25 protein-coding genes and 2 pseudogenes are annotated in these 23,229 nt (G+C 64.5%); 10 read left to right on the plus strand and 17 right to left on the minus strand.

Going from position 1 to position 23,229, the window contains the following annotated elements:
- Positions 1-3 precede the first annotated feature (3 nt).
- The 6 genes and pseudogenes from ACX80V_RS10035 to ACX80V_RS10060 form a co-directional block, all read right to left on the minus strand.
- A complete protein-coding gene (locus ACX80V_RS10035; protein ID WP_058931677.1) occupies positions 4-441 on the minus strand; it encodes a MaoC family dehydratase in 438 nt (145 codons plus the stop codon).
- Between the two features lie 2 nt (positions 442-443).
- Positions 444-911, minus strand: a complete 468-nt coding sequence (locus ACX80V_RS10040) for an FAS1-like dehydratase domain-containing protein (protein ID WP_058931676.1) — start codon at positions 909-911, stop codon at positions 444-446.
- Between the two features lie 44 nt (positions 912-955).
- Positions 956-1,180 carry a DUF3188 domain-containing protein gene (locus ACX80V_RS10045; protein ID WP_485843007.1) on the minus strand — a complete coding sequence of 75 codons (225 nt, stop codon included), beginning with the start codon at positions 1,178-1,180 and terminating at the stop codon, positions 956-958.
- A gap of 22 nt (positions 1,181-1,202) precedes the next feature.
- Positions 1,203-2,159 carry a DUF2797 domain-containing protein gene (locus ACX80V_RS10050; RefSeq protein ID WP_485843008.1) on the minus strand — a complete coding sequence of 319 codons (957 nt, stop codon included), beginning with the start codon at positions 2,157-2,159 and terminating at the stop codon, positions 1,203-1,205.
- A gap of 32 nt (positions 2,160-2,191) precedes the next feature.
- Positions 2,192-3,055, minus strand: coding sequence for an HpcH/HpaI aldolase/citrate lyase family protein (locus ACX80V_RS10055; RefSeq protein ID WP_254746946.1), 864 nt, complete (start codon positions 3,053-3,055; stop codon positions 2,192-2,194).
- 145 nt (positions 3,056-3,200) lie between these two features.
- Positions 3,201-3,386 (minus strand): annotated as a pseudogene (locus tag ACX80V_RS10060) (low molecular weight phosphatase family protein); the annotation flags it as partial.
- A gap of 305 nt (positions 3,387-3,691) precedes the next feature.
- On the opposite strand from ACX80V_RS10060, the gene ACX80V_RS10065 reads away from it, so the two are divergent.
- The 6 genes from ACX80V_RS10065 (at position 3,692) to ACX80V_RS10090 (ending at position 8,728) form a co-directional block, all read left to right on the plus strand.
- Positions 3,692-3,883 carry a hypothetical protein gene (locus tag ACX80V_RS10065; RefSeq protein WP_485843009.1) on the plus strand — a complete coding sequence of 64 codons (192 nt, stop codon included), beginning with the start codon at positions 3,692-3,694 and terminating at the stop codon, positions 3,881-3,883.
- Positions 3,884-4,216: 333 nt separating this feature from the next.
- On the plus strand, positions 4,217-5,185 hold the full coding sequence (locus tag ACX80V_RS10070) for a PstS family phosphate ABC transporter substrate-binding protein (protein ID WP_485843010.1): 969 nt from the start codon (positions 4,217-4,219) through the stop codon (positions 5,183-5,185).
- A gap of 31 nt (positions 5,186-5,216) precedes the next feature.
- A complete protein-coding gene (pstC, locus tag ACX80V_RS10075; RefSeq protein WP_485843011.1) occupies positions 5,217-6,170 on the plus strand; it encodes a phosphate ABC transporter permease subunit PstC in 954 nt (317 codons plus the stop codon).
- Complete coding sequence (gene pstA / locus ACX80V_RS10080; RefSeq protein WP_485843012.1) at positions 6,170-7,084, plus strand: phosphate ABC transporter permease PstA; 915 nt, start codon at positions 6,170-6,172, stop codon at positions 7,082-7,084. The genes pstC and pstA overlap by 1 nt, the downstream gene beginning before the upstream one ends.
- Positions 7,085-7,226: 142 nt before the next feature.
- Positions 7,227-8,000 carry a phosphate ABC transporter ATP-binding protein PstB gene (gene pstB / locus ACX80V_RS10085; RefSeq protein ID WP_485843072.1) on the plus strand — a complete coding sequence of 258 codons (774 nt, stop codon included), beginning with the start codon at positions 7,227-7,229 and terminating at the stop codon, positions 7,998-8,000.
- Positions 8,001-8,008: 8 nt separating this feature from the next.
- Complete coding sequence (locus ACX80V_RS10090; RefSeq protein WP_485843013.1) at positions 8,009-8,728, plus strand: winged helix-turn-helix transcriptional regulator; 720 nt, start codon at positions 8,009-8,011, stop codon at positions 8,726-8,728.
- A 250-nt stretch (positions 8,729-8,978) separates the two neighbouring features.
- Here the strand turns inward: ACX80V_RS10090 and ACX80V_RS10095 are convergent, their stop codons facing one another.
- The 6 genes from ACX80V_RS10095 to ACX80V_RS10120 form a co-directional block, all read right to left on the minus strand.
- Entirely contained in the window at positions 8,979-9,428 is a 450-nt protein-coding gene (locus ACX80V_RS10095) for an arsenate-mycothiol transferase ArsC (protein ID WP_485843014.1), read from the minus strand.
- Positions 9,425-10,087 (minus strand): arsenate reductase ArsC, encoded by a 663-nt coding sequence (locus ACX80V_RS10100; RefSeq protein ID WP_485843015.1) that lies wholly within the window; start codon positions 10,085-10,087, stop codon positions 9,425-9,427. Before ACX80V_RS10100 ends, ACX80V_RS10095 begins: the two co-directional genes overlap by 4 nt.
- A 51-nt stretch (positions 10,088-10,138) precedes the next feature.
- Positions 10,139-11,524: an FAD-dependent oxidoreductase gene (locus ACX80V_RS10105; protein WP_485843073.1), complete on the minus strand. Its 1,386-nt coding sequence runs from the start codon at positions 11,522-11,524 to the stop codon at positions 10,139-10,141.
- A 208-nt stretch (positions 11,525-11,732) separates the two neighbouring features.
- Entirely contained in the window at positions 11,733-12,725 is a 993-nt protein-coding gene (gene trxB, locus ACX80V_RS10110) for a thioredoxin-disulfide reductase (protein WP_485843016.1), read from the minus strand.
- Positions 12,726-12,764: 39 nt separating this feature from the next.
- Positions 12,765-13,187 carry an arsenate reductase ArsC gene (locus ACX80V_RS10115; RefSeq protein ID WP_485843017.1) on the minus strand — a complete coding sequence of 141 codons (423 nt, stop codon included), beginning with the start codon at positions 13,185-13,187 and terminating at the stop codon, positions 12,765-12,767.
- 151 nt (positions 13,188-13,338) lie between these two features.
- On the minus strand, positions 13,339-14,013 hold the full coding sequence (locus ACX80V_RS10120; protein WP_485843018.1) for an arsenate reductase/protein-tyrosine-phosphatase family protein: 675 nt from the start codon (positions 14,011-14,013) through the stop codon (positions 13,339-13,341).
- Positions 14,014-14,058: 45 nt separating this feature from the next.
- On the opposite strand from ACX80V_RS10120, the gene ACX80V_RS10125 reads away from it, so the two are divergent.
- The 3 genes and pseudogenes from ACX80V_RS10125 (at position 14,059) to ACX80V_RS10135 (ending at position 15,699) form a co-directional block, all read left to right on the plus strand.
- A complete protein-coding gene (locus ACX80V_RS10125; RefSeq protein ID WP_485843019.1) occupies positions 14,059-14,799 on the plus strand; it encodes an aquaporin in 741 nt (246 codons plus the stop codon).
- 105 nt (positions 14,800-14,904) lie between these two features.
- Complete coding sequence (locus ACX80V_RS10130; RefSeq protein ID WP_058931667.1) at positions 14,905-15,255, plus strand: ArsR/SmtB family transcription factor; 351 nt, start codon at positions 14,905-14,907, stop codon at positions 15,253-15,255.
- 35 nt (positions 15,256-15,290) lie between these two features.
- Positions 15,291-15,699: pseudogene (locus ACX80V_RS10135) on the plus strand (GNAT family N-acetyltransferase).
- 49 nt (positions 15,700-15,748) lie between these two features.
- Here ACX80V_RS10135 and ACX80V_RS10140 read toward each other — a convergent pair.
- The 5 genes from ACX80V_RS10140 to ACX80V_RS10160 form a co-directional block, all read right to left on the minus strand.
- A complete protein-coding gene (locus tag ACX80V_RS10140; RefSeq protein ID WP_485843020.1) occupies positions 15,749-16,717 on the minus strand; it encodes an aldo/keto reductase in 969 nt (322 codons plus the stop codon).
- Between the two features lie 83 nt (positions 16,718-16,800).
- Positions 16,801-18,513: a glycoside hydrolase family 13 protein gene (locus ACX80V_RS10145; RefSeq protein ID WP_485843021.1), complete on the minus strand. Its 1,713-nt coding sequence runs from the start codon at positions 18,511-18,513 to the stop codon at positions 16,801-16,803.
- 53 nt (positions 18,514-18,566) lie between these two features.
- Positions 18,567-19,451 (minus strand): carbohydrate ABC transporter permease, encoded by an 885-nt coding sequence (locus tag ACX80V_RS10150; RefSeq protein WP_485843022.1) that lies wholly within the window; start codon positions 19,449-19,451, stop codon positions 18,567-18,569.
- The gene (locus tag ACX80V_RS10155; protein ID WP_485843023.1) at positions 19,451-20,389 is read right to left on the minus strand and encodes a carbohydrate ABC transporter permease; all 939 of its coding nucleotides are present in this window, start codon (positions 20,387-20,389) and stop codon (positions 19,451-19,453) included. Before ACX80V_RS10155 ends, ACX80V_RS10150 begins: the two co-directional genes overlap by 1 nt.
- 26 nt (positions 20,390-20,415) lie before the next feature.
- Positions 20,416-21,705: an ABC transporter substrate-binding protein gene (locus ACX80V_RS10160; protein WP_485843024.1), complete on the minus strand. Its 1,290-nt coding sequence runs from the start codon at positions 21,703-21,705 to the stop codon at positions 20,416-20,418.
- A 232-nt stretch (positions 21,706-21,937) separates the two neighbouring features.
- Here ACX80V_RS10160 and ACX80V_RS10165 point away from each other — a divergent pair, with 232 nt between their 5' ends.
- Entirely contained in the window at positions 21,938-23,140 is a 1,203-nt protein-coding gene (locus tag ACX80V_RS10165; protein ID WP_485843025.1) for an ROK family transcriptional regulator, read from the plus strand.
- The last annotated feature ends 89 nt before the right edge of the window (positions 23,141-23,229 follow it).

Genomic DNA, 23,229 nt, shown 5'->3' on the forward strand with positions numbered 1-23,229 from the left:
GGATCATGAAAGCCTGACGACGGCCTGGGCCTTCATCAGCACTTTCTGGCCGGCAGCGACCACGGTGAGGTCAACGCGGGCGGTGCCGGCATCGGCGTCGAGCTTTCCAATGGCGCCGCTGACCTCGATGGTGGCCCCGGCGTCCGTGGTTCCGGTGGTGTCGGTGACCAGGACCGGCTTGGTGAAGCGGGTCTGGAAGTCGACGACGGCGGCGGGGTCGCCTGCCCAGTCGGTCACCAGCTGAACGGCGGCACCCATGGTGAACATGCCGTGGGCGATCACACCGGGCAGTTCCACGCCGGTGGCGAAGGCTTCGTTCCAGTGGATGGGGTTGAAGTCGCCGGAGGCGCCGGCGTACTTGACCAGGTCGGTCCGGGTGACTTCGATGGTGCGGCTGCCGATGTCCTGGCCGGCGCTGAGTTCGTGGAAGCTGGGGCTCATGGTTACTGTCCCTCTCCGCGGACGAGGATGGATGACGTGGTGGTGGCGACTGCCTCGCGCGGTCCGTTGCCGCCGTCGGTCAGGGCAAAAATTTCCTGGCGGGTGGTGATCATGGCCCCGCCGCCCATGGCACGGACACCGTCAACGTGCAGTTCGGCAACCAGGCGGTCGCCGGCGAAGATGGGGCGGTGGTGGATGAAGCGCTGGTCGGCGTGGACCACGCGGGAGAAGTCGATGCCGGCGTCCGGATCCTCGATCAGCTGGGCATCGGCGCGCTGGGCGATGATGATGGCGAACGTGGGTGGTGCCACCAAATCCTTGTGTCCGAGAGCCTTCGCGGCCTCGACGTCAAAATGGGCTGGGTGCGTGGCCTTGACCGCGCGGGCGAACTCGCGGATCTTCTCGCGGCCGACGTCGTAAACCTCTGCGGCAGGGTAGCTGCGGCCCTGCAGGTCCGGATTGATAGTCATGGCCTCAAGCCTATCGGTCTGCCCCGGGACACCCGGAATTCCGGCTACTTGCGGAGGTTCTTCCGGATGGTCTGGCCCCGCACCACAATCCCTGCGATGTGCAGCAGGAGGCCCAGCCCAATCAGCGGCAGTGACGCAGTGGCGAGGCCCTGGTTTCCGGACGTGTTGCCGATCAGGTTCAGGATGATGCCGACGGCGATGAGGCCCATGGCGCCGAAGACCAGGACTTTGTACAAGGTGGGCGCTGACTCCCAGAATTCTTTGAGCACCGTGACAGTCTACCGAGCAGGTTCAGAACAGCGGTTCCTGCACGGCCGGCACCTCCGAGGCGAAGTCCCCCAGGACGATGGTCCGGGCAGCCAGCCTGCCAAGGTTCACCACAAAGGCCGCGTCCGTTCCGGCCAGGCTGGCGAGGGCGTTGCTCCCGCTCAGCGCGGTGATGCCGAAGCCGTGCTTTCCCTGCTCCAACGGATGGGGGTACGTGTGGCGCGCTGTGGGGGCGCAAAGCCCTGCCGCCTGCGCCGGCCGCACCCATAGTTCGTCCACGATGCTGAAACCTTCGGGGCTGGAACCGTCGACGGCAGCCTGGCCCAGCAGCGTGCGGACCGCGGCCGCGTGCCGCTCATTGATGCCGTCCAGGGCGGCCGCGGGCAATGGCCCCGCCAGGGCCTCGGCTTTGGCGGCGGAGCGGACCTGCTGCGCCAGACCGGCCTCGCGCGTCACCATGTCCTCGAGGAGCCGAACCACGCGGCCGTCCTCCGCCCTGGCAACGTACCGCGCCACAACCGCTCCCTGTTCCGCGAGCCGGTTCCATTTCCTCAGGTGGGACGCCGTGCCCACCTTGCTGGCGCCGCCGGCGAACGTGGCCACGTACAGCCAGTGATCCTGCAGAAGATAAGTTCGCAGCCCGTCCGGAACGCGGCCGCCCCGGTGGAAATCGTGGATAAGGCGGGAATCGTCCAGCACAAAGCAGCGTTCGCACTGCTTGCCCTTCACGGCGGGGGCGCGGGCCGGGCACAGGACGTGGTCACGGCTGCTGGCTGAGTGGACCTTGTAATGCCCCAGGCAGAACCTGCCGTGATCGGCCACCGCAAAACCGAGCCTGGCGCCCGCCGCGAGGCTGACCTCGCGGAGATCCCCGGACGGTGACTGGAGGCGCAGAACCGGGCTGCCGCCGTCGTGCCTTAGCGTCTGCGCCGGGGCGCCGTCCCAAAAGACCCCGTGAACCAGATAGCGGGTATCGGTCACGGGGTCTCCTGTGCTTGGGTGTACGGGTGGCGCTACAGCGCCGGCTGCACGCCGAACGCTACGGCGAGCTTCATGATCTTTTCGGCGCGGCCCAGGCGGGGCAGGTCCGAGCCGTCACGGATGACGCGGCCGTTGGCCTCGAAGTCGGACATAAAGTCCGTGGCCCAGGCGACGTCCGACGGGGTGGGGCTGATGACCTCGTTGATGACGTTCGTCTGGTCGATGGCCAGGCACAGCTTGCCGGTCATGCCCATCATCACGGTGATGCCGGTCTGCTCGCGCAGGATGGGGTGGTTGGTGCCGACGGTGGGGCCGTCAATGGGGCCGGGCAGGTTGCCGACGCGGCTGGCAACCACCAGTTTCGCGCGCGGATAGGCCATGGCCTCGGGGGTGGCCGCCATGCCGGTGTCGCGGCGGAAGTCGCCGGAGCCGAACGCCAGGCGGAAAGCACCCTGGGCCTTGGCGATGTTGTTGGCTTCCTCGATACCCAGAGCGGATTCCACGAGCGGGATGACGGGCGTCTTGCCGTCCATCCGGTGGAAACTTTCGGTCACCTGGTCAGCTGATTCGGTCTTGGCGAGCATCACGCCGAGCAGCCCGGGCGTACCGCGCAGCCCTGCCAGGTCATCGGCCCAGAACGGGCTGGTGGCATCGTTGATTCGGACCCAGGCCTGGCCGCCGCCGCTGAGCCAGTCAATCACGTGTCCGCGCGCCTCGTCCTTTTGCGACGGGTCCACGGCGTCCTCGATGTCCAGGATGATCGAGTCAGCCCGCGAAACAGCCGACTGGTCAAACAGGTCGGTTTTCATGGCGTTGACCAGAAGCCACGAACGGGCGATTTCTGCTGGGATGTTGCGCTTGGGGCGTAATGTCTCGGTGGCGGTGGGTGACGTCATGCTACTACCGTATCTGCCCGGGCACCGCCAACGCTAAGCCATGGCGCCGGACGTGCCGAACAATACAGATACGACCGGCCGGCGCCGGTGGTCGAGCCAGTCGAGACCCTGGTTTCGACAAGCTCAACCACCGGTTTGGACAGGCTTAGTTCCCTGTGCGTTCCGCATGGAGCTTTCGGACGCGGGCGTTGATGTCGTTGCGGACGAGGCGCATGCGCTCCGTGCCTTCGATGCCCCGGGTGGAAGGTTCGTCGGTTTCCCAAATTTCGAAGCGGGTGCCTTCGCGGGGTTCGAGCTTGGCTTCGGTGCCCAGAACGATCACGACGTCGACGGCGTCCCGCCGTTCTTGCTGACTTCCGCGCCTGCACCCGGTCCGGCCGGCCTTGGACTGAAGACCCAGCCGCCGCCGTCAAAGCCGTCGCAGCCACGCTCCCCTTCATCTCCTCGATTGAGGCATCAGAGGACTTCACCCGGGTCTGCTGGCAGGCCGACGAAGTCATCGCCACCTCTCCCTCGGACCTGCTCTACAGCCTCATCACGGCCGGGGAGGAAGGCGGGCGGCTTGATCGTCGATCACCCGGAGTTCGATCCCGGCTACGGGGTCCCGGACGCGGCGACGGACTCGAGATCGACTTCATGGACGCCGAAGGGACGCGGCGCCAGGGACTCGGCACGCAAGCGATCGACCTGCTTCGCCGCCACAATCCCGGACGGACCGTGTTCGCCAGACCGCCCGAAAGCGAGGACGCCTTCTGGCAGTCCCTGGGCAGGGAACACGTGCCCCACGCCCAGGATGACAGCAATCCCCCGCTGTTCCCGAAGCGCTAACCACCACCGGCGCCCGGGAGGAGCATGGAGGCCTTGGGCCGAATAAGGAGGCCGGACTACACATAGCCCGCGTGTTTCAGGCAGGCGTCACGGGCACCCCACGCATCAAAAGGTCTGCAATCATGACCGGCTAAGCCTTCAACGAAGGACCTGTCGGCTGCGGCAAGGATCCCCGAAGAATTCTGCGCGTTTCCGGGAGATGTCCACCGAAGTATCCCTGCCGTTAACCCAGTATTCATGTTCAGCAACTCCAATTGTGTTAAGCGAAGTGCTCGCCGAATTCACCGCAACGCAGCGGGAGTCATCACCCGCTCATGGAGGGAATGATCGACCGTGCAAAAGCGTGCTATCAACTACTTCGGAGCCCTGAGCCTGGCTTCCGCGCTCCTCGTCCTTACCGCCTGCGGCGGGCAGAACAATACCCCGTCCGGAAACTCTACCGGCGGAGGCGCCAGCGGCAGCGTCGCCGTTGACGGTTCCTCGACAGTGGCCCCCTTGACCGAAGCGGCTGCCACCAGTTTCCGCGGCAAGAACTCAGGCATTAACGTCTCGGTTGCAACATCGGGCACCGGCGGGGGATTCAAGAAATTCTGTGCCGGCGAGACCGACATTTCAAACGCCTCCCGCCCGATCAAGGACGAAGAGGCCGCCGAGTGCAAGGCCAAGGGTATTGCGTACACCGAAATCATCATGGCAAACGATGGGCTTTCCGTCGTCGTGAACCCCGAAAACGACTGGGCCAAGTGCCTCACGGTCCAGCAGCTGAAAAAGATCTGGGGTCCGGAAGCCGAGGGCAAGGTCAAGACCTGGCAGGACGTTGACCCCTCCTTCCCCGCTGAAAAGCTCGACCTGTTCGGCGCGGGCACCGACTCCGGCACGTTCGATTACTTCACCGAGGCCATCAACGGCAAGACAGGCGCCATCCGCACCGACTACAGCCCCTCCGAGGATGACAACGTGACGATCCAGGGCGTTCAGGGGTCAAAGGGCGCTTTGGGCTTCTTCGGCCTGTCCTACGCCGAGGAAAACCCTACTGCGGTCAAGATCGTCCCGGTGGACAACGGTGCAGGCTGTGTCACGCCCTCCACTGAGACGGTCCAGAACGGCACCTACAAGCCGCTTGGACGGCCGTTGTTCGTATACGTTGCGAACAAGTCCTACACCGAAAAGCCCCAGGTCAAGGAATTCGTGGACTTCTACGCCGAGAATTCAACTTCGATCGCCAAAGAGGCCCTCTTCATCGGCCTGACCGAAGAACAGTCCGTCAAGGCCAAGGAAGAGCTGGCCTCGATCGGCAGCTGACGGCCGATACTCGATAGCCAGTAGTTCTGTCATGACATCTCTGCGTGAGACGGGTGGTCCGGCCAAAGCGCCGGGCCGCCCGGCCCCGTTTACGCTCAACGGGAAACCGCGCCACGGCGAACGCGTCATCCGTATCCTGCTTGCCCTGGCCGCTGCCGTCACCATCGCCACGACGATCGGGATCCTGCTGGCACTGATAGTGCCGGCGCTGGGATTCTTCCGGCAGGTCCCTGTCGCAGACTTCCTCTTCGGTGACCGTTGGGCGCCGCGTTTCGCTCAGGCGTCCTTCGGAGTTGTGCCGCTGATTACAGCCACGCTGTGGACGACGCTTATCGCTCTGGTGATCGCCGTGCCGTTCGGTCTTGGGGCCGCCATGCTCCTGTCTGAATACGCTAGGCCCGGCCTTCGCAAGGTCCTCAAGCCGGTCCTCGAAATCCTCGCGGGCATCCCGACCGTGGTGTACGGGCTGTTCGCCCTGACCTTCGTGCAGGGCATAGTGTTCCGGCAGTGGCTTGGCCTGGACACCGGCGCGTTCAGTGTTCTCGCCGCCGGCGTCGTCATGGGCATCATGATCGTTCCGACGGTCGCGTCTGTTTCCGAGGACGCCATGTCCGCAGTTCCTCAAGCAATGCGTCAGGGATCCGCAGCCCTGGGGGCCAACCGGATGCAGACCACGCTTCGGGTAGTGTTCCCCGCTGCATTGTCGGGCATCATCGCCGCTATCGTTCTGGGAGTATCCCGGGCGGTCGGTGAAACCATGATCGTCGCGATGGCCGCAGGCAGCCAGGCCCGCATCGTCTCGGGCCCGCTTGAACAGGGCCAAACCATGACTGGCTTCATCGCCAGCGCCGCCCTGGGCGATTCCCGCGTGGGGTCCATCCAATACGACACACTCTTCGCGGTGGGGCTACTGCTGTTCCTGATCACTTTGGTGGTCAACTTCATCAGCATTGCCCTTGTCCGTAGATACAGGCAGGCCTACTAGTGAGAACCGATCAGCGGAACGTTCTGGACCCCGTCAAACCGCTTGGTTATCGGGCGAAAAAGCTCAGCGGGGAAAACAGCCCGGCCTCGTTGGTGTTCCTGCTCCTGATATGGGCCGCCCTGGCGGTGTCCTTCCTCTTCCTTCTGGTGCTCATCATTACGACATTCATGGAAGGCTTCGCCGTGATGCGGCCGGGACTGATCACCAACTATCCTTCGTCGTCACCTGGGGACGCAGGAGCGCGACCCGCCATTCTCGGATCCGTCTGGGTGGTTGCCGTCACGGCCATTCTGACCATCCCACTGGGGGTCGCGGCGGCTATTCATCTGGAAGAATTCGCAGACAAACACAACAAATTCAACCGCATGGTCGAGCTGAACGTCCAGAACCTCGCAGCGGTCCCCTCCATCATCTACGGGCTGCTCGCCTTGGCCTTCCTGTCCATGCTGGGGTTCCAAAACAAGAATGTCGTTATCGGCGGAGCAATGGCATTGGGCCTGCTGATCATGCCGGTCATCATCATCGCCACACGCGAAGCCATCAGGTCTGTTCCCCAGGAAATCCGCGAAGGCTCCATGGCACTGGGAGCTACAAAGTGGCAGACCGTTTGGCGTCAGGTCCTGCCATCCGCCGTTCCCGGGATCGCCACCGGATCCATCCTTGCGCTCTCCCGGGCGCTGGGCGAAGCAGCTCCCCTACTGGTGCTGGGGGGGCTGGTGTTCGTCAGTTTCGACCCCAACGGCATCATGAGCCAGTTCACCACCATGCCAATCCAGATCTTCAACTGGTCCAGCCGTCCCCAGGCAGAATTCCACGAACTCGCCGCCGCGGCGAGCATCGTCCTGCTGGTCCTGCTGGTCCTCATGAACGGCCTGGCCATCTACATCCGTAATCATTATCAGAAGCGGTGGTAATCCCATGACCAAAGACACCGACACTGACGTTCCCGCCCTCAAACCTGAAGAGGAGGCACGACTGCACGAGCAGCACGGCGTCCCGGTCCACGTGGCACCCACACAGAAGCGCGGCGATAACACCGACCGCGTTAGCGACGCCATCCTGACCTGCGATGACGTCAACGTTTACTACGGTGACTTCCGCGCCGTCACAGGTGTCGACCTGGGGTTCGCCCGCAACCAGATCACCGCACTCATCGGCCCGTCCGGCTGCGGCAAATCCACCCTCATCCGGGTCTTGAACCGCATGAACGACCTGATCGACGGCGCGCGCGTCGAAGGCAAAGTCTCCTTCCGCGGCGTGGACATGTACGCCAAGAACGTCGACGCCATCGAGGTCCGCCGCCGCATCGGCATGGTATTCCAAAAACCCAACCCGTTTCCCAAGTCCATCTACGACAACATTGCTTACGGCCCGCGGGTGACCGGCATGAAGGTCGAGAACATGGATGAACTTGTTGAAGAGGCCCTCACCGGCGCTGCACTCTGGCCCGAGGTGAAGGACAAACTCAAACAGTCCGCGTTTGGACTGTCCGGCGGACAGCAGCAGCGGCTATGCATCGCGCGGACCATTGCCGTCAAGCCGGACGTGATCCTGATGGACGAGCCGTGTTCCGCCCTTGATCCCATCGCGACGACCAGGATCGAGGATCTTATGGCGGAACTCCGCCGGAACTACACCATCGTGATTGTGACCCACAACATGCAGCAGGCAGCCCGCGTCGCGGACCGGACGGCCTTCTTCACGGCCCTCGCAGCCGAAGGAACGGGCGACCGGACAGGGGTCCTGGTTGAATATGGGACGACCACACAGATTTTCGAATCACCGCGCGATCAGCGGACCGAGGATTACATTTCCGGCCGCTTCGGATAAATCCGCCGATGAAATCGCCTCTCGAACACAATCTCCCGGCTTCACGGCGTCACCGTCTGCCGTACAAGGTCGTGGCGGTCACCGGCCGGTCACCCATCACCGTTGACTCCGACCTGTCGTTGCTTCCCCAAGGAATCGAAATCTGCCGCTACCAGGATCCAGCGAGCGCGCTCGTGAACATCGGAGCCGACCCGCCCTCTCTGGTTCTGGTGGACACGGACATCGAGGGCATTCCGTTGCCCGAATTTGTCCGGGTACTCGTCAGGCAGGCAGATGTCCCTGTCCTCGTAGGAGTCCGAAGTGGTGCCCAGGGCCGGGACCAGGGATTCCAGGCGCTTGAAGCCGGGGCCAGGGGGCTGGTCGCCCTGCCATGTACCGCAGAACGGTTGGCGAGAGCCATCACCCAGCTCAACCTGCCAATGCGGACCATGGCTGCCGTCCTGACCAACGGACCCATCGTTCTGAACACACATTCGCGCCGCGTGCTGGTCGGAGGTGAGGATGTCCATCTAACGAGGAACGAATTCGACGCTCTCGCCTACCTTATGGCCGAAGCCCCCCGAGTCGTCCGCCTGGAGGAATTAACGGAGCGCTGTGCACGTGAACGGCCCATGCATCCGGATGGCCTGCGCACGGCATTGGGCAGGGCCCGCCGTAAGTTCGAAGCGTTAGGGGTGTCCGCCGTCATTGAAAACGTGCGGGGCGTCGGCTATCGAATGTCCCTCTAACCGGAGCACAGCCCCGTGTACGTGTACGGCGCCGGCACGGAGAAGCCCGGCTGAGAACGCTCCGGCCACGAGAACGGGGCGCGGCCCGTCTCTTCGCTGATCGGCCGCCCCGCGGTGGGCAGGAAGTGGCACAGCAGCCCACACGCGGTCACGGCTGATGCAGAGCGCGGGCAGGCCACCGCATGGGGCACCTCCCAAGTCCCGGTCGAAGATACGTCAGGACCGGCCGTGCTCGAGAATCCGGGGCTCGTTAGCCCCGGCTGGATGTCAGCTCGGCGAAGAGGGCCTGGACTCTGGCTTTGATGTCGTCCCGGACCAGGCGCATGCGTTCCATACCTTCGATGCCGCGTTCGGAGGGCTCGTCCGTTTCCCATACTTCAGAGCGTGTCCCGTCCCGGGGTTCGAGTTTCGCTTCGGTGCCCAGGACAACCACGACGTCGACGGCGTTCAGCACCTCGTCGGTGACCGGTTTGGGGTGCTCGCCGGTGATGTCGATGCCGACTTCGGCCAGTGACTCCACGGACTGCGGATTGAGCGACTTCCCGGGTTTGGTGCCTGCGGAGTGGACAGTGACGGCTCCGCCGGCGAGTTGCTTCATCAGGCCGGCGGCCAGCTGGGACTTTCCGCCGTTCTTGCTGCAGACGAAAAGGACGCTGGGCTTCTTGGCCTCGATGCCGAGCGCGGTGGACTGGTCTGTCATGGTGTGGGTTCTTCCTTATTGAGCAGGGACTCGACGAGGATTCTGACTCGATCGTGGATCTCGTCTCGGATTGAGCGCACGGTTTCGAGCGACTGGTCGGCCGGGTCCGTCAGCACCCAGTCTTCGTAGCGTTTGCCCGGGTAGATGGGGCATGAGTCGCCGCAACCCATGGTGATGACCACATCCGATGCGCGCACGACGTCGTCGGTGAGTGGTTTCGGGTAGTCCGTTGACAGGTCAAGACCGATCTCGGCCATCGCCGCTACTACGGCAGGGTCCAATGCCGATGCCGGCATGGAGCCGGCCGAGCGGACCCGGATCCTGCCTTTGGCTTCAACGTTGAGCAGCGCGGCAGCCATCTGTGACCTGCCGGCGTTCTGCACGCAGACGAAAAGGACCTCCGGGACCTCGGAGACCACCGACCCCTTGGATTTGGCCAGGGCGGCCAGCCGGTCGTTGGCGAAGTGTTCCGTGGTGGCAGGCAGGTAGGCGCTGATCTTCGCTGTCCGGGCCAAGGCCGTGTAGGACTCGAAGACGTAGCGTTCGACCGTCTCGACGGCGAACACCCCGGTGAAACGCTCGGCGAGGCGTTCGCTGATCCGGTGCAGGATTTCAGTATTGTCCTGCAATCCCAGCGTCGTTTTCTGGTGTTCGGTCATGGCATACTCCCTTGGCGTGCGTCCGGAACGGTGCGTTGTGGTTGGTTGTGGTCAGTGTTCCCCGGAGCGGCCGTGAGCCAGCCCGGTGGGGAATCCAACGAGGACCGGCTCCGGGGCGGCGCAACAGCCGCTCTCCGCTGATCCGTCAGTGTCTGCTGTTGAAGCCGCGGGGACGTCGCAGCTGGTGCCGACGTCGGTGGAGCATACCCCGGTTTCGGGCAGTTCAAGGTGGACAGTGTCCGCCGCGGCCTGGTCGCCGGAGAGTGCCGCGGCGACGGACCTGACCTGTTCGTAGCCGGTAGCTAGCAGGAAGGTCGGCGCACGGCCATAGGACTTCATGCCGACGATGTAGAAGTCCTTTTCCGGGTGGGCGAGAAGCTTGGCGCCATGCGGCTGGACCGTGCCACAGGAATGGAATTCGGGGTCGATCAGCGGACCCAGCTCGACCGGCGCCTCGACGGCGGGGTCAAGGTTGAGCCGGAGCTCGCGCAGGATGTCCAAGTCCGGCCGGAAGCCTGTGCAAGGGATGATGACGTCGGCGTCCAGGGTGCGTCCGTCGGCGGCTTCGACGCTGACGCCGGAATCCAGTGTTTTGAGGGAGGCGATGCCGAAGCCGGTGCGCAGTTCGATGGTTCCCGCCTCAACGAGTCGGCGGAGCCGGGATCCGAGTTGGCCGCGGGCGGGCAGTCCGTCGGCGTCTCCGCCGCCGTAGACCTTTTCGGCGGATGCTCCGCGTACGGCCCACAGGATGGTGGTTCCGGGCTCTTCCTTGGCGAGGTCTGCCAGATTGATCAGTGTGTTCGCGGCCGAGTGCCCGGCTCCCACGATCAGGACGCGACGATTCGCGAAGGTGGCACGGTCCCGCCTTGTGACGTCCGGCAGGGGCGAGGAGATCCGGGCGGCGGCCGTGTCTTCGCCGATGGCGGGCAGCCCGGAGGTTCCGAGCGGGTTGCGGGTGGACCAGGTGCCGGACGCATCGATCACGGCGGCCACGGTGTGGTCGCGCACTTCTCCGCCGTCGTGTTCGACGCGGACGGTAAAGGGTGTGGTTTCGCGGTCCCCGACGTGGGTTTTGTCCATGCCCTGGCGTGTGACGGCGATGACGCGTGCGCTGGTCTGGAGGCGGGAGGAGATCTCCGAGGTTGCGGCCAGCGGGGCGAGGTAATTGTCGATAAGTTCCCCGCCGTACGGGAGTGCCGTCAGACGGGGGGCCACCCAGCCGGCGCCTTCCAGCAAACGCACGGCCGCGGCGTCGAGGTTGAACCGCCAGGGTGAGAACAGCCGGATGTGGCGCCACTGTTCGATGGCGGATCCCGCCGTCGGGCCTGCCTCGAAGATCAGCGGCTCGAGGCCGCGTTCGAGCAGGTGGGCTGCGGTGGCCAGTCCCACGGGGCCGGCGCCGATGACGGCGACGGGAAGGTTCTTTACTGGATCCATGCTGTCCTCTGTTTCATCCGTTGGTGTGGCGGTGCGGTGGCCAACTAGGTAGCAGTAGATGTCGTTTTGAGCGCTCATAACGACACTTGCTGCTACCTAGTTGGGCGGGGAAGGGCTGTCAGCAGCAGTCCAGATTATCCTCGTCGCAGCAGCCCGTATCGGTGCAGCAATCGGCGTCCATCCAGCTCACCCCCTCCCCTTTCCGTAGTCAGGCGTGGATTGGCTCTTCGACCAGGGCCGTGGCAATGCTGTCCGCATCCTCCAGGGCGGCCAGGTAGCGTTCGGCGTCCAGGGCCGCGGCGCAGCCGGTGCCGGCAGCGGTGATGGCCTGGCGGTAGCGGTGGTCCACGGCATCGCCGCAGGCGAATACCCCGGTGAGGTTGGTGACCGTGGTGGGGGAATCCACCTTGATGTAGCCCTCGGCATCCAGCTCTACTTGCCCAGCCAAGAGTTCCGTGCGCGGCACGTGCCCGATGGCCACAAAGATGCCCGTGGCCGCTTGTTCGCGAGTCTCCCCACTGCGGGTGTCCGTCAGGGTGACGCCAGTGACTTTGGCATCGCCGTGGATGGCAGTGATGGCGGAGTTCCAGGCGAAGCTGATCTTCGGGTTGTCCTTAGCGCGCTGGGCCATGATCCGGGAGGCGCGGAGTTCGTCCTTGCGCACGACGACGGTGACGGACTTTCCGAAGCGGGTCAGGAAGGTCGCTTCCTCCATGGCCGAGTCACCGCCGCCGACCACGATGATGTCCTGTTCACGGAAGAAGAAACCGTCGCACGTGGCGCACCAGGACACGCCGTGCCCGCTGAGCTTCTTTTCTTCCGGCAGGCCGAGTTCCTTGTACGCCGAGCCGGTGGCGAGGATGACGGCCGGTGCCTCATGGGTCTCGCCAGCGCCGGTGACCACGCGCTTCAGGTGGCCTGCCAACGTGACTTCGGTGACATCGTCGAACACGATGCGGGCGCCGAATTTTTCGGCCTGTTCCTGCAGCCCGTCCATCAATTCAGGTCCTTGAACGCCGCCAGGGAAGCCCGGGAAGTTCTCCACCTCGGTGGTGTTCATCAAGGCACCACCGGCCGTGACCGAGCCGGCCAGGACCAGCGGGTTGAGTCCGGCACGTGCGGCGTAGATGGCGGCCGTGTAGCCGGCGGGGCCGGACCCGATGATGATCAGCTGCTCGGTGCTGGCTTCTGTGGTGCTCACGAAGGTCTCTCCTGAAGCTCGAAAAATGTGCGGGGTGGGTTACTTGGCGGCCGGGATCAGCGAGTCGATGAGCCCTTCGATGCGCGTCTTGATCTCGTCGCGGATGGGGCGGACGGCGTCTACGCCCTGCCCGGCGGGATCCTCCAGGACCCAGTCCTCGTAACGCTTACCGGGGAAGTACGGGCACTCATCGCCGCAGCCCATGGTGATCACGACGTCGGACTCCTTGACGGCCTCGGTGGTGAGGACCTTGGGGATCTCGGCGGACATGTCGATGCCCAGTTCGGCCATGGCCTCGACGGCGGCCGGGTTGACCTTATCTGCGGGCTGCGATCCGGCGGAACGAACCTCAACGCCACCCTTCGAAAGGGTGGTCAGGAAGGCGGCTGCCATCTGGGAGCGGCCGGCGTTGTGGACGCAGACGAACAGGACGGAGGGCTTCTTGGCGGTTTCGGTGCTCACGTGGTTTCTCCTGAAATCAGATCGGTGTGGATCGGTTTGGTTGAGGTTGTTGCGCCTGTACCGCTCTTGCCAACATCACATTGATGATTATCGATGCATGCAGTATCGAGCGAAAGATTGATGATTGTCAATATTTGAATCCGCCGGAATATCAGGCAGCGCGCAGGCGGGGCGCGAGGTCTTTGACGCGATGGAAGATGTCAGTAAAGGCGCCCTCAAAGGCCTCCCTGGTGTTCAGCCGCAGCGGATCCGGGACAGACCAGTGGATACCCCGAAGGCCGGGGAGTTCCTCGTGGGCGTTGTCGCACACAGTCACGACGAAGTCTTCATCGCGCCCCACGTCATCCAGCCGGCGCGGGGAAACGTCCGCGAGAGCGACGCCGTGGCGGCTGGCTACATCAATGGCCCCCCGGGCAATACTGTCCGCGGGATGAGTTCCGGCCGAGATCGAGGGGATTCCGCTGATCTGATTCCAGAGCGCGGCGGCCAGTTGCGACCGGGCGCTGTTCCGCGTGCACACGAAGAGGACACGGCTGGCCCCATACTCAGCCCCCGGCACCAGCCCTTCGAGCGCCCCGGCGGCAAGCCGGAAGTAGCTGCGCCGCCTGTCCGCTTCTGAGCGGTGACGGATCGTCAGCCCGGCACCCTCCAACACGCGCAGGTGGTGGGACAGCAGGTTAGAGGGCATCCCGAGCTCAGCTTGAAGTTCCGTGGGGGAAAGGTCGCCCAGAGTCAGAAGGTCCACGATGCGCAGCCGCGCGGGATCGGCGAGGGCGGCATGCTTTGCGACCCGCGCCCGAAAGTCCTCAACTGGGTCAGTATTCATTGGTTCAATTTTGACTGAGTTAATTTCTTGCGTCAAGCTGTTGGTATGACTTCACATCAGCCGCCGCTGTGGCGCCGCGCCGTCGCCGAACTCCTCGGCACCGGCCTGCTCGTATCCATCGTCGTCGGCTCCGGGATCGCGGCACAGCAACTCTCTCCGAACGACGTCGGCCTGCAGTTGCTCCAGAACAGCACCGCCACCGTCCTGGGTTTGACCGTATTGATCCTCATACTCGGACCCGTCAGCGGCGCGCATTTCAACCCAGTAGTCTCGCTCGTGGACTGGGTCCTGGGTCGGCGCAGCGGAACCGGGCTGACCCTGCCGGACCTCGGTACATACGTGGTTGCCCAAACCGTTGGTGCAATAGGCGGCAGCGTGGTCGCGAACGCCATGTTTGAGGTGGGAACCTCCATCTCGGTCAAGGACCGTGCCACCACTGGGCACCTGCTGGGTGAAGTCGTCGCCACCGCAGGACTCGTCCTGCTGATCTTCGCCCTGGCCGCCACGAAACGGGGCGTCCTCGCGGCTCCGGCCGTGGGCGCCTACATTGGCGCCGCGTACTGGTTCACGTCCTCGACGTCGTTCGCCAACCCCGCCGTGACGGTCGGCCGCATCTTCAGCGACACCTTCGCCGGCATCGCACCGGCTTCGGTCCCCGGCTTCGTCGCCGCTCAGCTGATCGGGGCGGCAGTAGGCCTCGGGCTCCTCGTCGTCCTGTTCCCCTCCGCCGCCCGCAGCGCGGACGACGGAGTCCTTGCGCACTCCTCAGTAACGACCACCTCCTAGCACTCAGCAGGCCACGACGGCCCGGCTGTTGCAGTGCTGCCAGGCCGTCGTCGAACGCAAAGGACCATACATTGATGGTGGTCAATATTCGGGCATAATGGGTACATGAAAACGCTGCCCGTTCTCGATCCGATCACGGACGAAGCTTGCTGCACCCCGGCAGGACAGCCCGCCCTTGGCGCAGAAGAGGCCAAGCAGAAGGCCCTGGTCTTCAAAGCCCTGGCCGACCCCAACCGGCTGCGGCTGCTGTCCATCGTTAAGGCCGAATCCTCCGGCGAATCCTGCGTCTGCGACCTGACCGACCCGCTGGACCTGGGCCAGCCCACGGTCTCCCACCACCTGAAAATCCTGGTGGACGCCGGTCTGCTGCACCGCGAAAAGCGCGGAACCTGGGCCTATTACTCCCTGGTTCCCGGGGCCTTGGAGCGGACAGCCGGACTCCTGGCGGCGCTGTGATCGTTCCTGAACCGTCCATCGTAACCACCCGCCTCATGCGCGATGATGATTGGCCGGCCGTCCACCGGATCTACGCTGAAGGAGTCGCCACCGGTCACGCCACGTTCGAAACGGAAGCGCCCGGCTGGGAACATTTCAACACCTCACGACTCCCCCGCCACCGGCTCATCGCCGAGGAAGCTGTGCGCGGGATCCTTGGTTGGACTGCTGTTTCCCCGGTTTCCACCGCTGCTGCGGGCCTTGGCAGAATCCACCGAGGCTGGCGGTATCTGGACCATCCAAGCCAGTGTCTTTCCCGAGAACGAAGCCAGTCTCAAGCTCCACCTCGCCAACGGCTACACCGTCGTCGGGCGGAGACACCGTATCGCCCGGATGACCAACGGACCGCTCACTGGACAGTGGCGCGACACAGTCCTGATCGAACGCCGCTCCCCTCTCCTGTGACCGAGCCCGGGCCCAGTCGGGACCACAGGCTCGATCACCGGTACCACCCTCAGGGGAGGTTGCTGCCCCTTGCTGCGATCCACAGCCCGTACCAGTCGGCCCGGGTCATGGCCGCCGCCACGCGGGCGGCGTCCGCGCAGGCGGCGATTCTCGCCGGATTCACGGTGCCGATCACGGGCGCAATGCCGGCCGGATGCTTCATCAGCCACCCCAGGAGGACGGCCTCCCCCGTGGTGCCGTACTGACCGGCAAGCTCCGCAACCATCGCAGCCGCGGCAGTCTCCGCCGCCGTCGGGTTTTCCGGAACTGCCCCTGTGTACAACCCCTGCGCCAGCGCACCGTAAGCCTGCACGGTAACGCCGTTGCTGCTGCAGTACTCCAGGGTCCCGTGCGGGAAGCTGTAGTCCAGCAACTCCGGATGGTTCACCAGTACCTGGCTCTCCAGCCAGGCCCGCTTCAGCAGGCTCATCTCCAGCTGGTTGGCCACCACGGGCACCTCCAGCCGCTCCTGCAACGCCTTGATCTGCGCGCCGGACATGTTGGACACCCCAAGCGCCCGAACCTTGCCGTCGGCCAGCAGTTGCCCGACGGCGGCCGCCACCTCCGCCAGGTCCGTCAGGGGATCCGGGCGGTGCAGCAGGAGAACGTCCACGTAGTCCGTCTGCAGCCTCTTCAGGCTGCCGTCCACGCGTTCCAGGATGGATTCCCGGCTGAGGTCATAGTGTGTGGCCAGCCCGCGTTCGCGGAGCCGGATCCCGCACTTGGTCTGCAGCCGGATCCGGTCACGCAGGCCCGGCGTTGCCGCGAGGACCTCGCCGAACACCGCCTCGGACTTGCCGCCACGATAGATGTCCGCGTGATCGAACAGCGTGATGCCGGCGTCCAGCGCGGCCTCGACGGCGGCAGCGGCCTCGTCCACATGCTGCACGTCATGCGGTTCATCGGACCAGCTGCCGCCCAGACCCATGCAGCCGTAGATGAGTTCCTGCGCGGAGGATGGAACGTTGTGTTCAGTCATTGCTTCACTCTTTCATGAGCCGGGGCAGACACACAGGTGGCGGGGCCTGGCAGGGCCCCGCCACCTGTTGATCTTGAGTTATGTCAGCGCAGCCAGGCAGTGCTGTTGGCGCCCAGTTTGCCGTCCATCAGCGGGGCACTACTGACCAGGACGGTTCCTGCCGGCAGGTCGACGGCGGCGTCCCCGAAGTTGGTAACGGACTGCCAGCTACCGGGGCGGCGGAAGTGCAGGACCTCCGGGTTGCCGGTCTCCACCCACTCCAGCTCCTCGCCGGCCTGCAGTTCGCGGCGCAGCTTCAGGGCCGTGCGGTACAGCTCCAGGGTGGAGTTTTCGGTGCCGTCCTGCGCCTCCACCGCGTACTTGCTGAACCAGTCCGGCTGCGGCAGGTGCGCGCCGCCGTCGCCAAAGCCGAAGGAGGTCCCTTCAACCTTCCAAGGCAGGGGCACGCGGCAGCCGTCACGGCCCACTTCAACGCCCCTGTTCCGGAAGAACGCGGGATCTTGGCGCTCGGAGTCCGGAATCTCCGCCACTTCCTGCAGGCCCAGTTCCTCGCCCTGGTACAGGTAGGCCGAGCCGGGCACAGCGAGCATCAGCAGGGTGGCGGCGCGGGCACGGCGCTCGCCAAGGTCCACATCGAGTTCCTCCTTTGGGCCGCCGGCCAGCAGCCAGCCCTTCCCGTCCTGTCCCTTGGCGTGCTTCTTGCCCTTGGACGCCTTGGGCAGGCCATAGCGCGTGGCATGCCGGACGACGTCGTGGTTGGAGAAAACCCAGGTGGAGGACGCGCCGGTCGCGGCGGCTTCGGCGAGGTTGCGCGTGATGATTTCGCGGAAATCCTCGGCATCGAAGTCGGCCTGCAGCAGGTCGAAGTTGAAAGCCTGGCCCAGGCCCTCAGGGCTGGCGTAGCGGGCACGGCGGGTAGCGTGCACCCATGCTTCGGCGACGGCGGTGCGGGGCGGGTTGTATTCGTTGAAGACTTCGCGCCATTCGAGGTAGATGTCGTGGACGTCGTCCCGGTCCCAGAAGGGGTGCGAACCGTCGTCGAACCCGTCCGTGCCGGTGTTCGCCGCGCTCAGTTCCAGCTTGGAGAGCAGCGGTTCGGTGAGGTCCTTGGTGAGGGCGTGCGCCACGTCCACGCGGAAGCCGTCCACACCGCGGTCGGACCAGAAGCGCAGGGTCTTGAGGAAGTCGTCGCGGACCTCGCGGCTGGACCAGTTCAGGTCCGGCTGCTCCTTGGCGAAGATGTGCATGTACCACTGGCCGGGGGTTCCGTCCGGTTCGGTGATGCGTTCCCAGGCCGGTCCGCCGAAGACAGAGTCCCAGTCCGACGGCGGGAATTCGCCGTTGGGGCCCTTGCCGTCACGGAAGATGTAGCGCTCACGCGCGGCGGAACCCTTCGGCGAGGCGAGCGCCTCCTTGAACCATTCGTGCCGGTTCGAGGAGTGGTTGGGGACGATGTCGGCGATCAGCTTGATGCCGGCGGCGTGCAGCGCCTTGGCCATGTCGTCGAAGTCCGCCAGCGTGCCCAGCTTGGGGTCCACGTCGCGGTAGTCGTCCACATCGTAGCCGCCGTCGGCCAGGGCCGACGGATAGAACGGGCTGAGCCACACAGCGTCGATCCCCAGGTCCTTCAGGTACGGGACCTTGGCCGTGATGCCCTTGATGTCACCCATGCCGTCACCGTTTGAATCGGCAAAGCTGCGCGGATAGATCTGGTAGACCGCGGCCTGGCGCCACCAGTTGGGATCGGCCAGACGGTCGGAATCGGACAGGGTTGCCAGCGTGGCAGTGGTGGACAAAGGATGATCCTTTTCTCTTGTTTGGGTTGTTCTTGCTGGGTGGATAAGTCTGGCTATTTAACGGCCCCGCGCATGACTCCGGACAGTACCCAACGTTGGGCCAGGATGTAAACCACCAAGGTGGGTGCCATGGCCATCAGGTAGGACGCGAACGCGAGGCTGTAGTTGGTGTTGAACTCGCCCTGGAACAGCATTTGGACCACGGGAAGGGTCTGCAGGGCCGGGTCGGCGATCATCATCTGCGGCAGCAGGAAGTCGTTCCACGAACCCAGGAAGGCGAAGATGCCGACTGTGGCGTTCATGGGAGCCAGCAGCGGGAAGATGATCTTGCGGAACACCTGCCAGGTGGTGGCGCCGTCCATCCGGGCCGATTCCTCCAGTTCCACCGGAATGGAGCGGACGAAGGCGATGTACAGCAGCGCGTTGAACGAGATTCCGCCCAGCACATGCAGGAAAACGACGCCGGCCGGGTTGTCCAGGCCAAGGAGTGCTGTCTGCTTGATCAGGGGAAGGATGATCACCGGAAACGGGATGAACATGGCCGACAGCAGGTACACAAAGGAACCGCGGAAGAACCTGTGGTTCCAGTTCCGTGCGATGGCGTAGGCCACCAGCGAGCTGCAGGCAAGCGAGCCGAGGACGCTGAAGACGGTGACGAAGGCCGTGGACATAAAGGCCCGGGGGAAGTTGGTAGCAACGTACGCCGCTGCGAAGTTCTCCCAGTTCATCGGGTTGGGCCAGGCAAGCCCGGTCCCGGTGCCGATCTGGTCCGGTGACTTCAGCGCCATGGCCACGGTGAAGTACAGCGGCAGCAAGACAGTCAGCGAGGCCACCAGCATCAGGGCGGTGAGCCACCAGTTGATCTTGAAGCCCTCGCGGCCGGACGGGCGGTTTGTGAGAACTCGGATTCTGCGCTGCGGAAGAGTTGATGAGGTCATTACAGTGATACCCCCCGGCGCTGGATGAGGCGCAGCTGGATGACGGAGATCAGCAAGGTGATCAGGAAGTAGATGACGGCATTTGCCATCTGGTAGGAGTAGTCGCCGCCCGTGAAGCCGGAGAAGATGCGCATAGCCACCGACTGGGTTGCCATGCCCGGCCCGCCGCCGGTGAGGCCCACGATGATCTCGTAGGTCCCCAGGAATCCCTTGAAGCCGAGGATCACATTGATGACGAGATAACCGAGGATGAGGGGCAGTGTAAGGCTCAGGAACTGGCGGAAGCTGCCGGCACCATCCAGGTCCGCGGCTTCGTAGACCTCCGCTGGCACGCTCTGGAGCCCGGCGAGGTAGATGATTGTGGCTCCGGGCGCGGCCTGCCACACGGTGACCAGCACAATGGCCAGCCAGGCGAGGTTTTCGTTGGCCAGGATGCTGGTGGCAAGCGGCGTTAAGCCGAACCGTTCAGCGAGCACCGGCAGGGTGTTGGAGAACAGGTAGTTGAAGACAAACGACACCACCAGGGCTGATAGCACCATGGGGATGAAGAACACGGTGCGGATGCCGGTTCGCCACTTGATTTTCGCATTCAGTCCAAGGGCGATCGCCAGGGCCACGATATTGACCACCACGGTGGTGGTCAGGGCAAAGACGAACGTGAAGATGTACGACTGCAGGATTGCCGGGTCCTTGAAGATGTTGACGTAGTTGGACAGGCCGATGAACTTCCAGTCACCGTAGCCTGCGTAGTTGGTGAGGCTGAAGAACACCCCAACCAGCGCTGGCAGGGTGATGAAGAAGGCGAAAAGTGCAAGGACCGGCACCACCATCCAGTAGTAGGTGGGGTCGATCCGGCGCTTGGACCGGACAGCGAGCGTACGGGCGGGGTCGTTGTGCGCGGCCGGCGTTGTCTCAGCCGGCAGGGCGGTTGCGGTCATGGGGGCTCCTGGGATCGGGGTGGGCATCAGACCGCTGTCCGCTCGGCGACGCGGCGCCATTCGTCGTCGACCGTGGTCAGGAACTGTTCACCGTTCTTGTTGAAGACGAAGGACTGAATGTAGTTGTTCATGGGGACCGACGGCGGAAAGTATGTTCCGGCGCCCTGGTAGTAGCGGCCTTCGGCCACGTGGGCGGCAACACCGTGGAGATGGGGGTTACTCACGGCAGGGGCGCCTATCAGCGGAGAGAACGCCGCGTTCTTCTCGTTGTACGTGTTGACCACGGACGGTTCCAGGAGGTAGTTGAGGAACCTCTCCGCAGCGGCCCTTTTCCGCGTGTTCCGGGTGATGGAGAGGGCCATGTCCACGTTGACGCGCACCTTGGTCTGGTCCGGGTCGTTGGTGACCGGCAGCGGAAAAGTGCCCAGCTTGATGTCCTTGTTGGCCTGAACCAGCTGGGAGAGCGCCCACGGCCCCTGCAGATACATGGCGGCCTGGCCCTTGCCGAAGGCGGCATTTCCGTCAGAGTAGTTCTTGCTGGCCGCCCCGTTCTGTGAGTAGGACGCGAGCTGCAGGATTTTTGGCAGCGAGGAGCGGTAGTGATTGCTGAATGACTCGGGGGCGGACTGCGGGATGTTGGCCCCCTTGGCCATCAGGTCCCTGAAGAATCCCCCGACGTCCAGCATTCCGCCGGTGACGTAGTCGAAGGCCCCCTGGCGAAGGGTCCAGGCGTCCTTGAACGTCCCGTAGATCGGTGTGATGCCTGCTGCCTTGAAGGTCTCACACGCGGCGATGAAGGCCTCCCATGTGGTTGGAACAGCCACACCGTGCGCTGCGAAGATGTCCCGGTTGTAGATGACCCCGGCCGCAGCAATGGAGAACGGCAGGGCGCTGGTTTCGTTCCCCTTGTATTGTCCCCACGAACTGATGAGGTCCTGGAACTTCGGATCGACAGTCTTGGCCACGGGAAGGCCCGACAGGTCTGCGAAGATTCCCTTCCGGACGAACTCAGCCGTTTCGGTCGCGAATCCCCGGGTCACGACGTCGGGCGGATCGTTGCGGACCAGGCCGGGGACGAAGTTGCCCTCATTGAAGTCCTGGATGACCCGGAGATCCGGGTTCAGGACTTCGAAGTCCTTGATCACCTGGTTGAAGTACCCCACCACCTCGGGCTTGTTCTGCATAAACCGCACGGTGGTGACGCCGGCCTGCTGCCCTGCGCCGGCGGCGCAGCCGGTGAGGGGAAGGAAGGCGGTTGCTCCGGCCAGGCCGGCCGCCCGGAACAGCGAGCGCCTGCTGGGCAGTGTTGCGCGCACGGTGCCGCTCACAGGGCGGGGGCAGACGGACGGGAGAGAGAGGACTGTGGTGAGGGCGGGCAGTGCTTCGGGATGCGGTTCACTGTTGCTCCTTTGCAAAGGCTGAATGAAGGATTTTGGAGAAGACCGGTGGCTCGGCGGACGTCCGACCCACCGGCCAAGCATTATTTATTTTGGATCTAAATTTAGTTTCTCAAGTATTATGTGGTGCAGAACACAGGGGGTCAACACCATGTCCGAAATTTCCGTCGCAACGCCCCAGTTGCTCAGGCGCGTGAGTGCCGGAGCCGTCCTGGATTTTATGCGCGCGTCGCAGGCCGTAACGGTCACCGACGTTATGGAAGCCACCGGACTGACCCGGGCCACGGCCATATCCGTGTGCGAGGACCTCATGCACCGAGGCTGGATCCGGGAGCTGGAAAACCAGCGGGCCTTCGGCGGCTACCAGAAAGGCCGGCCGGCACGGCGGTTCGAACTCAACGAACGCGCAGGCTACGTTCTGGGCATGGACGTGGGTGTCTCCAAGGCCACCGTGGTGGTGTCCGACCTTCGCGGAAAGGCCCTCGGCAGGTCCAGCCAACCCTTCGCGGAAGCAGACATCCCGGCCGAGGAACGCATCGCCGTCATTGACCGCACCGCCATGATGGCCCTCCACAGCGTGGGAGCCTCCCCCGATTCCGTTCTGGCGGTCTGCGCCGGCATTGCGGCGCCAGTGGACCGTAACGGCGAGGTGCTGGTGACGCAGCACTTCTGGGGACTGTTCGACGTCGGCCTGAAGGCCGCCCTGCGGGACCAGCGGGGCTGGACGGTGCTGCTGGAAAACGATGCGAACCTGGCCGCCCTGGGCGACCGCTGGCGCGGCGCCGCTGCCGGCGTGGACGACGTCGTGGTCATCCTCGCGAGTGAGCGCCTCGGGTCGGGCGTGATCGACGGCGGACGGCTGCTGCACGGCCGCGGCGGAGGCGCCGGCGAGCTTGCCTTCCTCGACATGCTGGAGGGCGTGGGAGATACGTACGGTATCGCCGCACTGGCCAGGAGATGGGCCGCAGAGGCGCTCGCGGGCAAGGCCAAGACATCCCTCCGGGACTACGCCGCCAAAGGCGCGGAAGCAGAGCACGTCTTCGCGGCCGCCGCGGACGGCGACGCCGTGGCGCTGAAGATCCTTGAACGGCTGGCCGACAGGATGGCCCGGGTCATCGGGGCCGTCGCCACCATGATCAACCCCGAACTCGTGGTCATTGGCGGGGCCGTGGCGAACTCCGCCGGCGTGCTGCTCGAGCCGATCGCCAGGCACCTGACCAAGTACACCGTCACTCCCCCGCGGGTGGCGGTCTCGCCCTTGGGAGATTCAATCGTGACCGTGGGAGCCGTGCGGTGCGCCCTCGACTACGTGGAAAAGAACACCCTGGACCTGGAGCTCGCGGTTCCGGACTAAGCCGCGTGCTCCAACGGCGCGAAGGGACAGTTGAGGCCCCGGAGCCGCATCGGTTCCACGGCCTCAACTGTCCCTTCGCGCTGTGTTAT

The organism is Pseudarthrobacter arbutini (genome assembly GCF_054510915.1).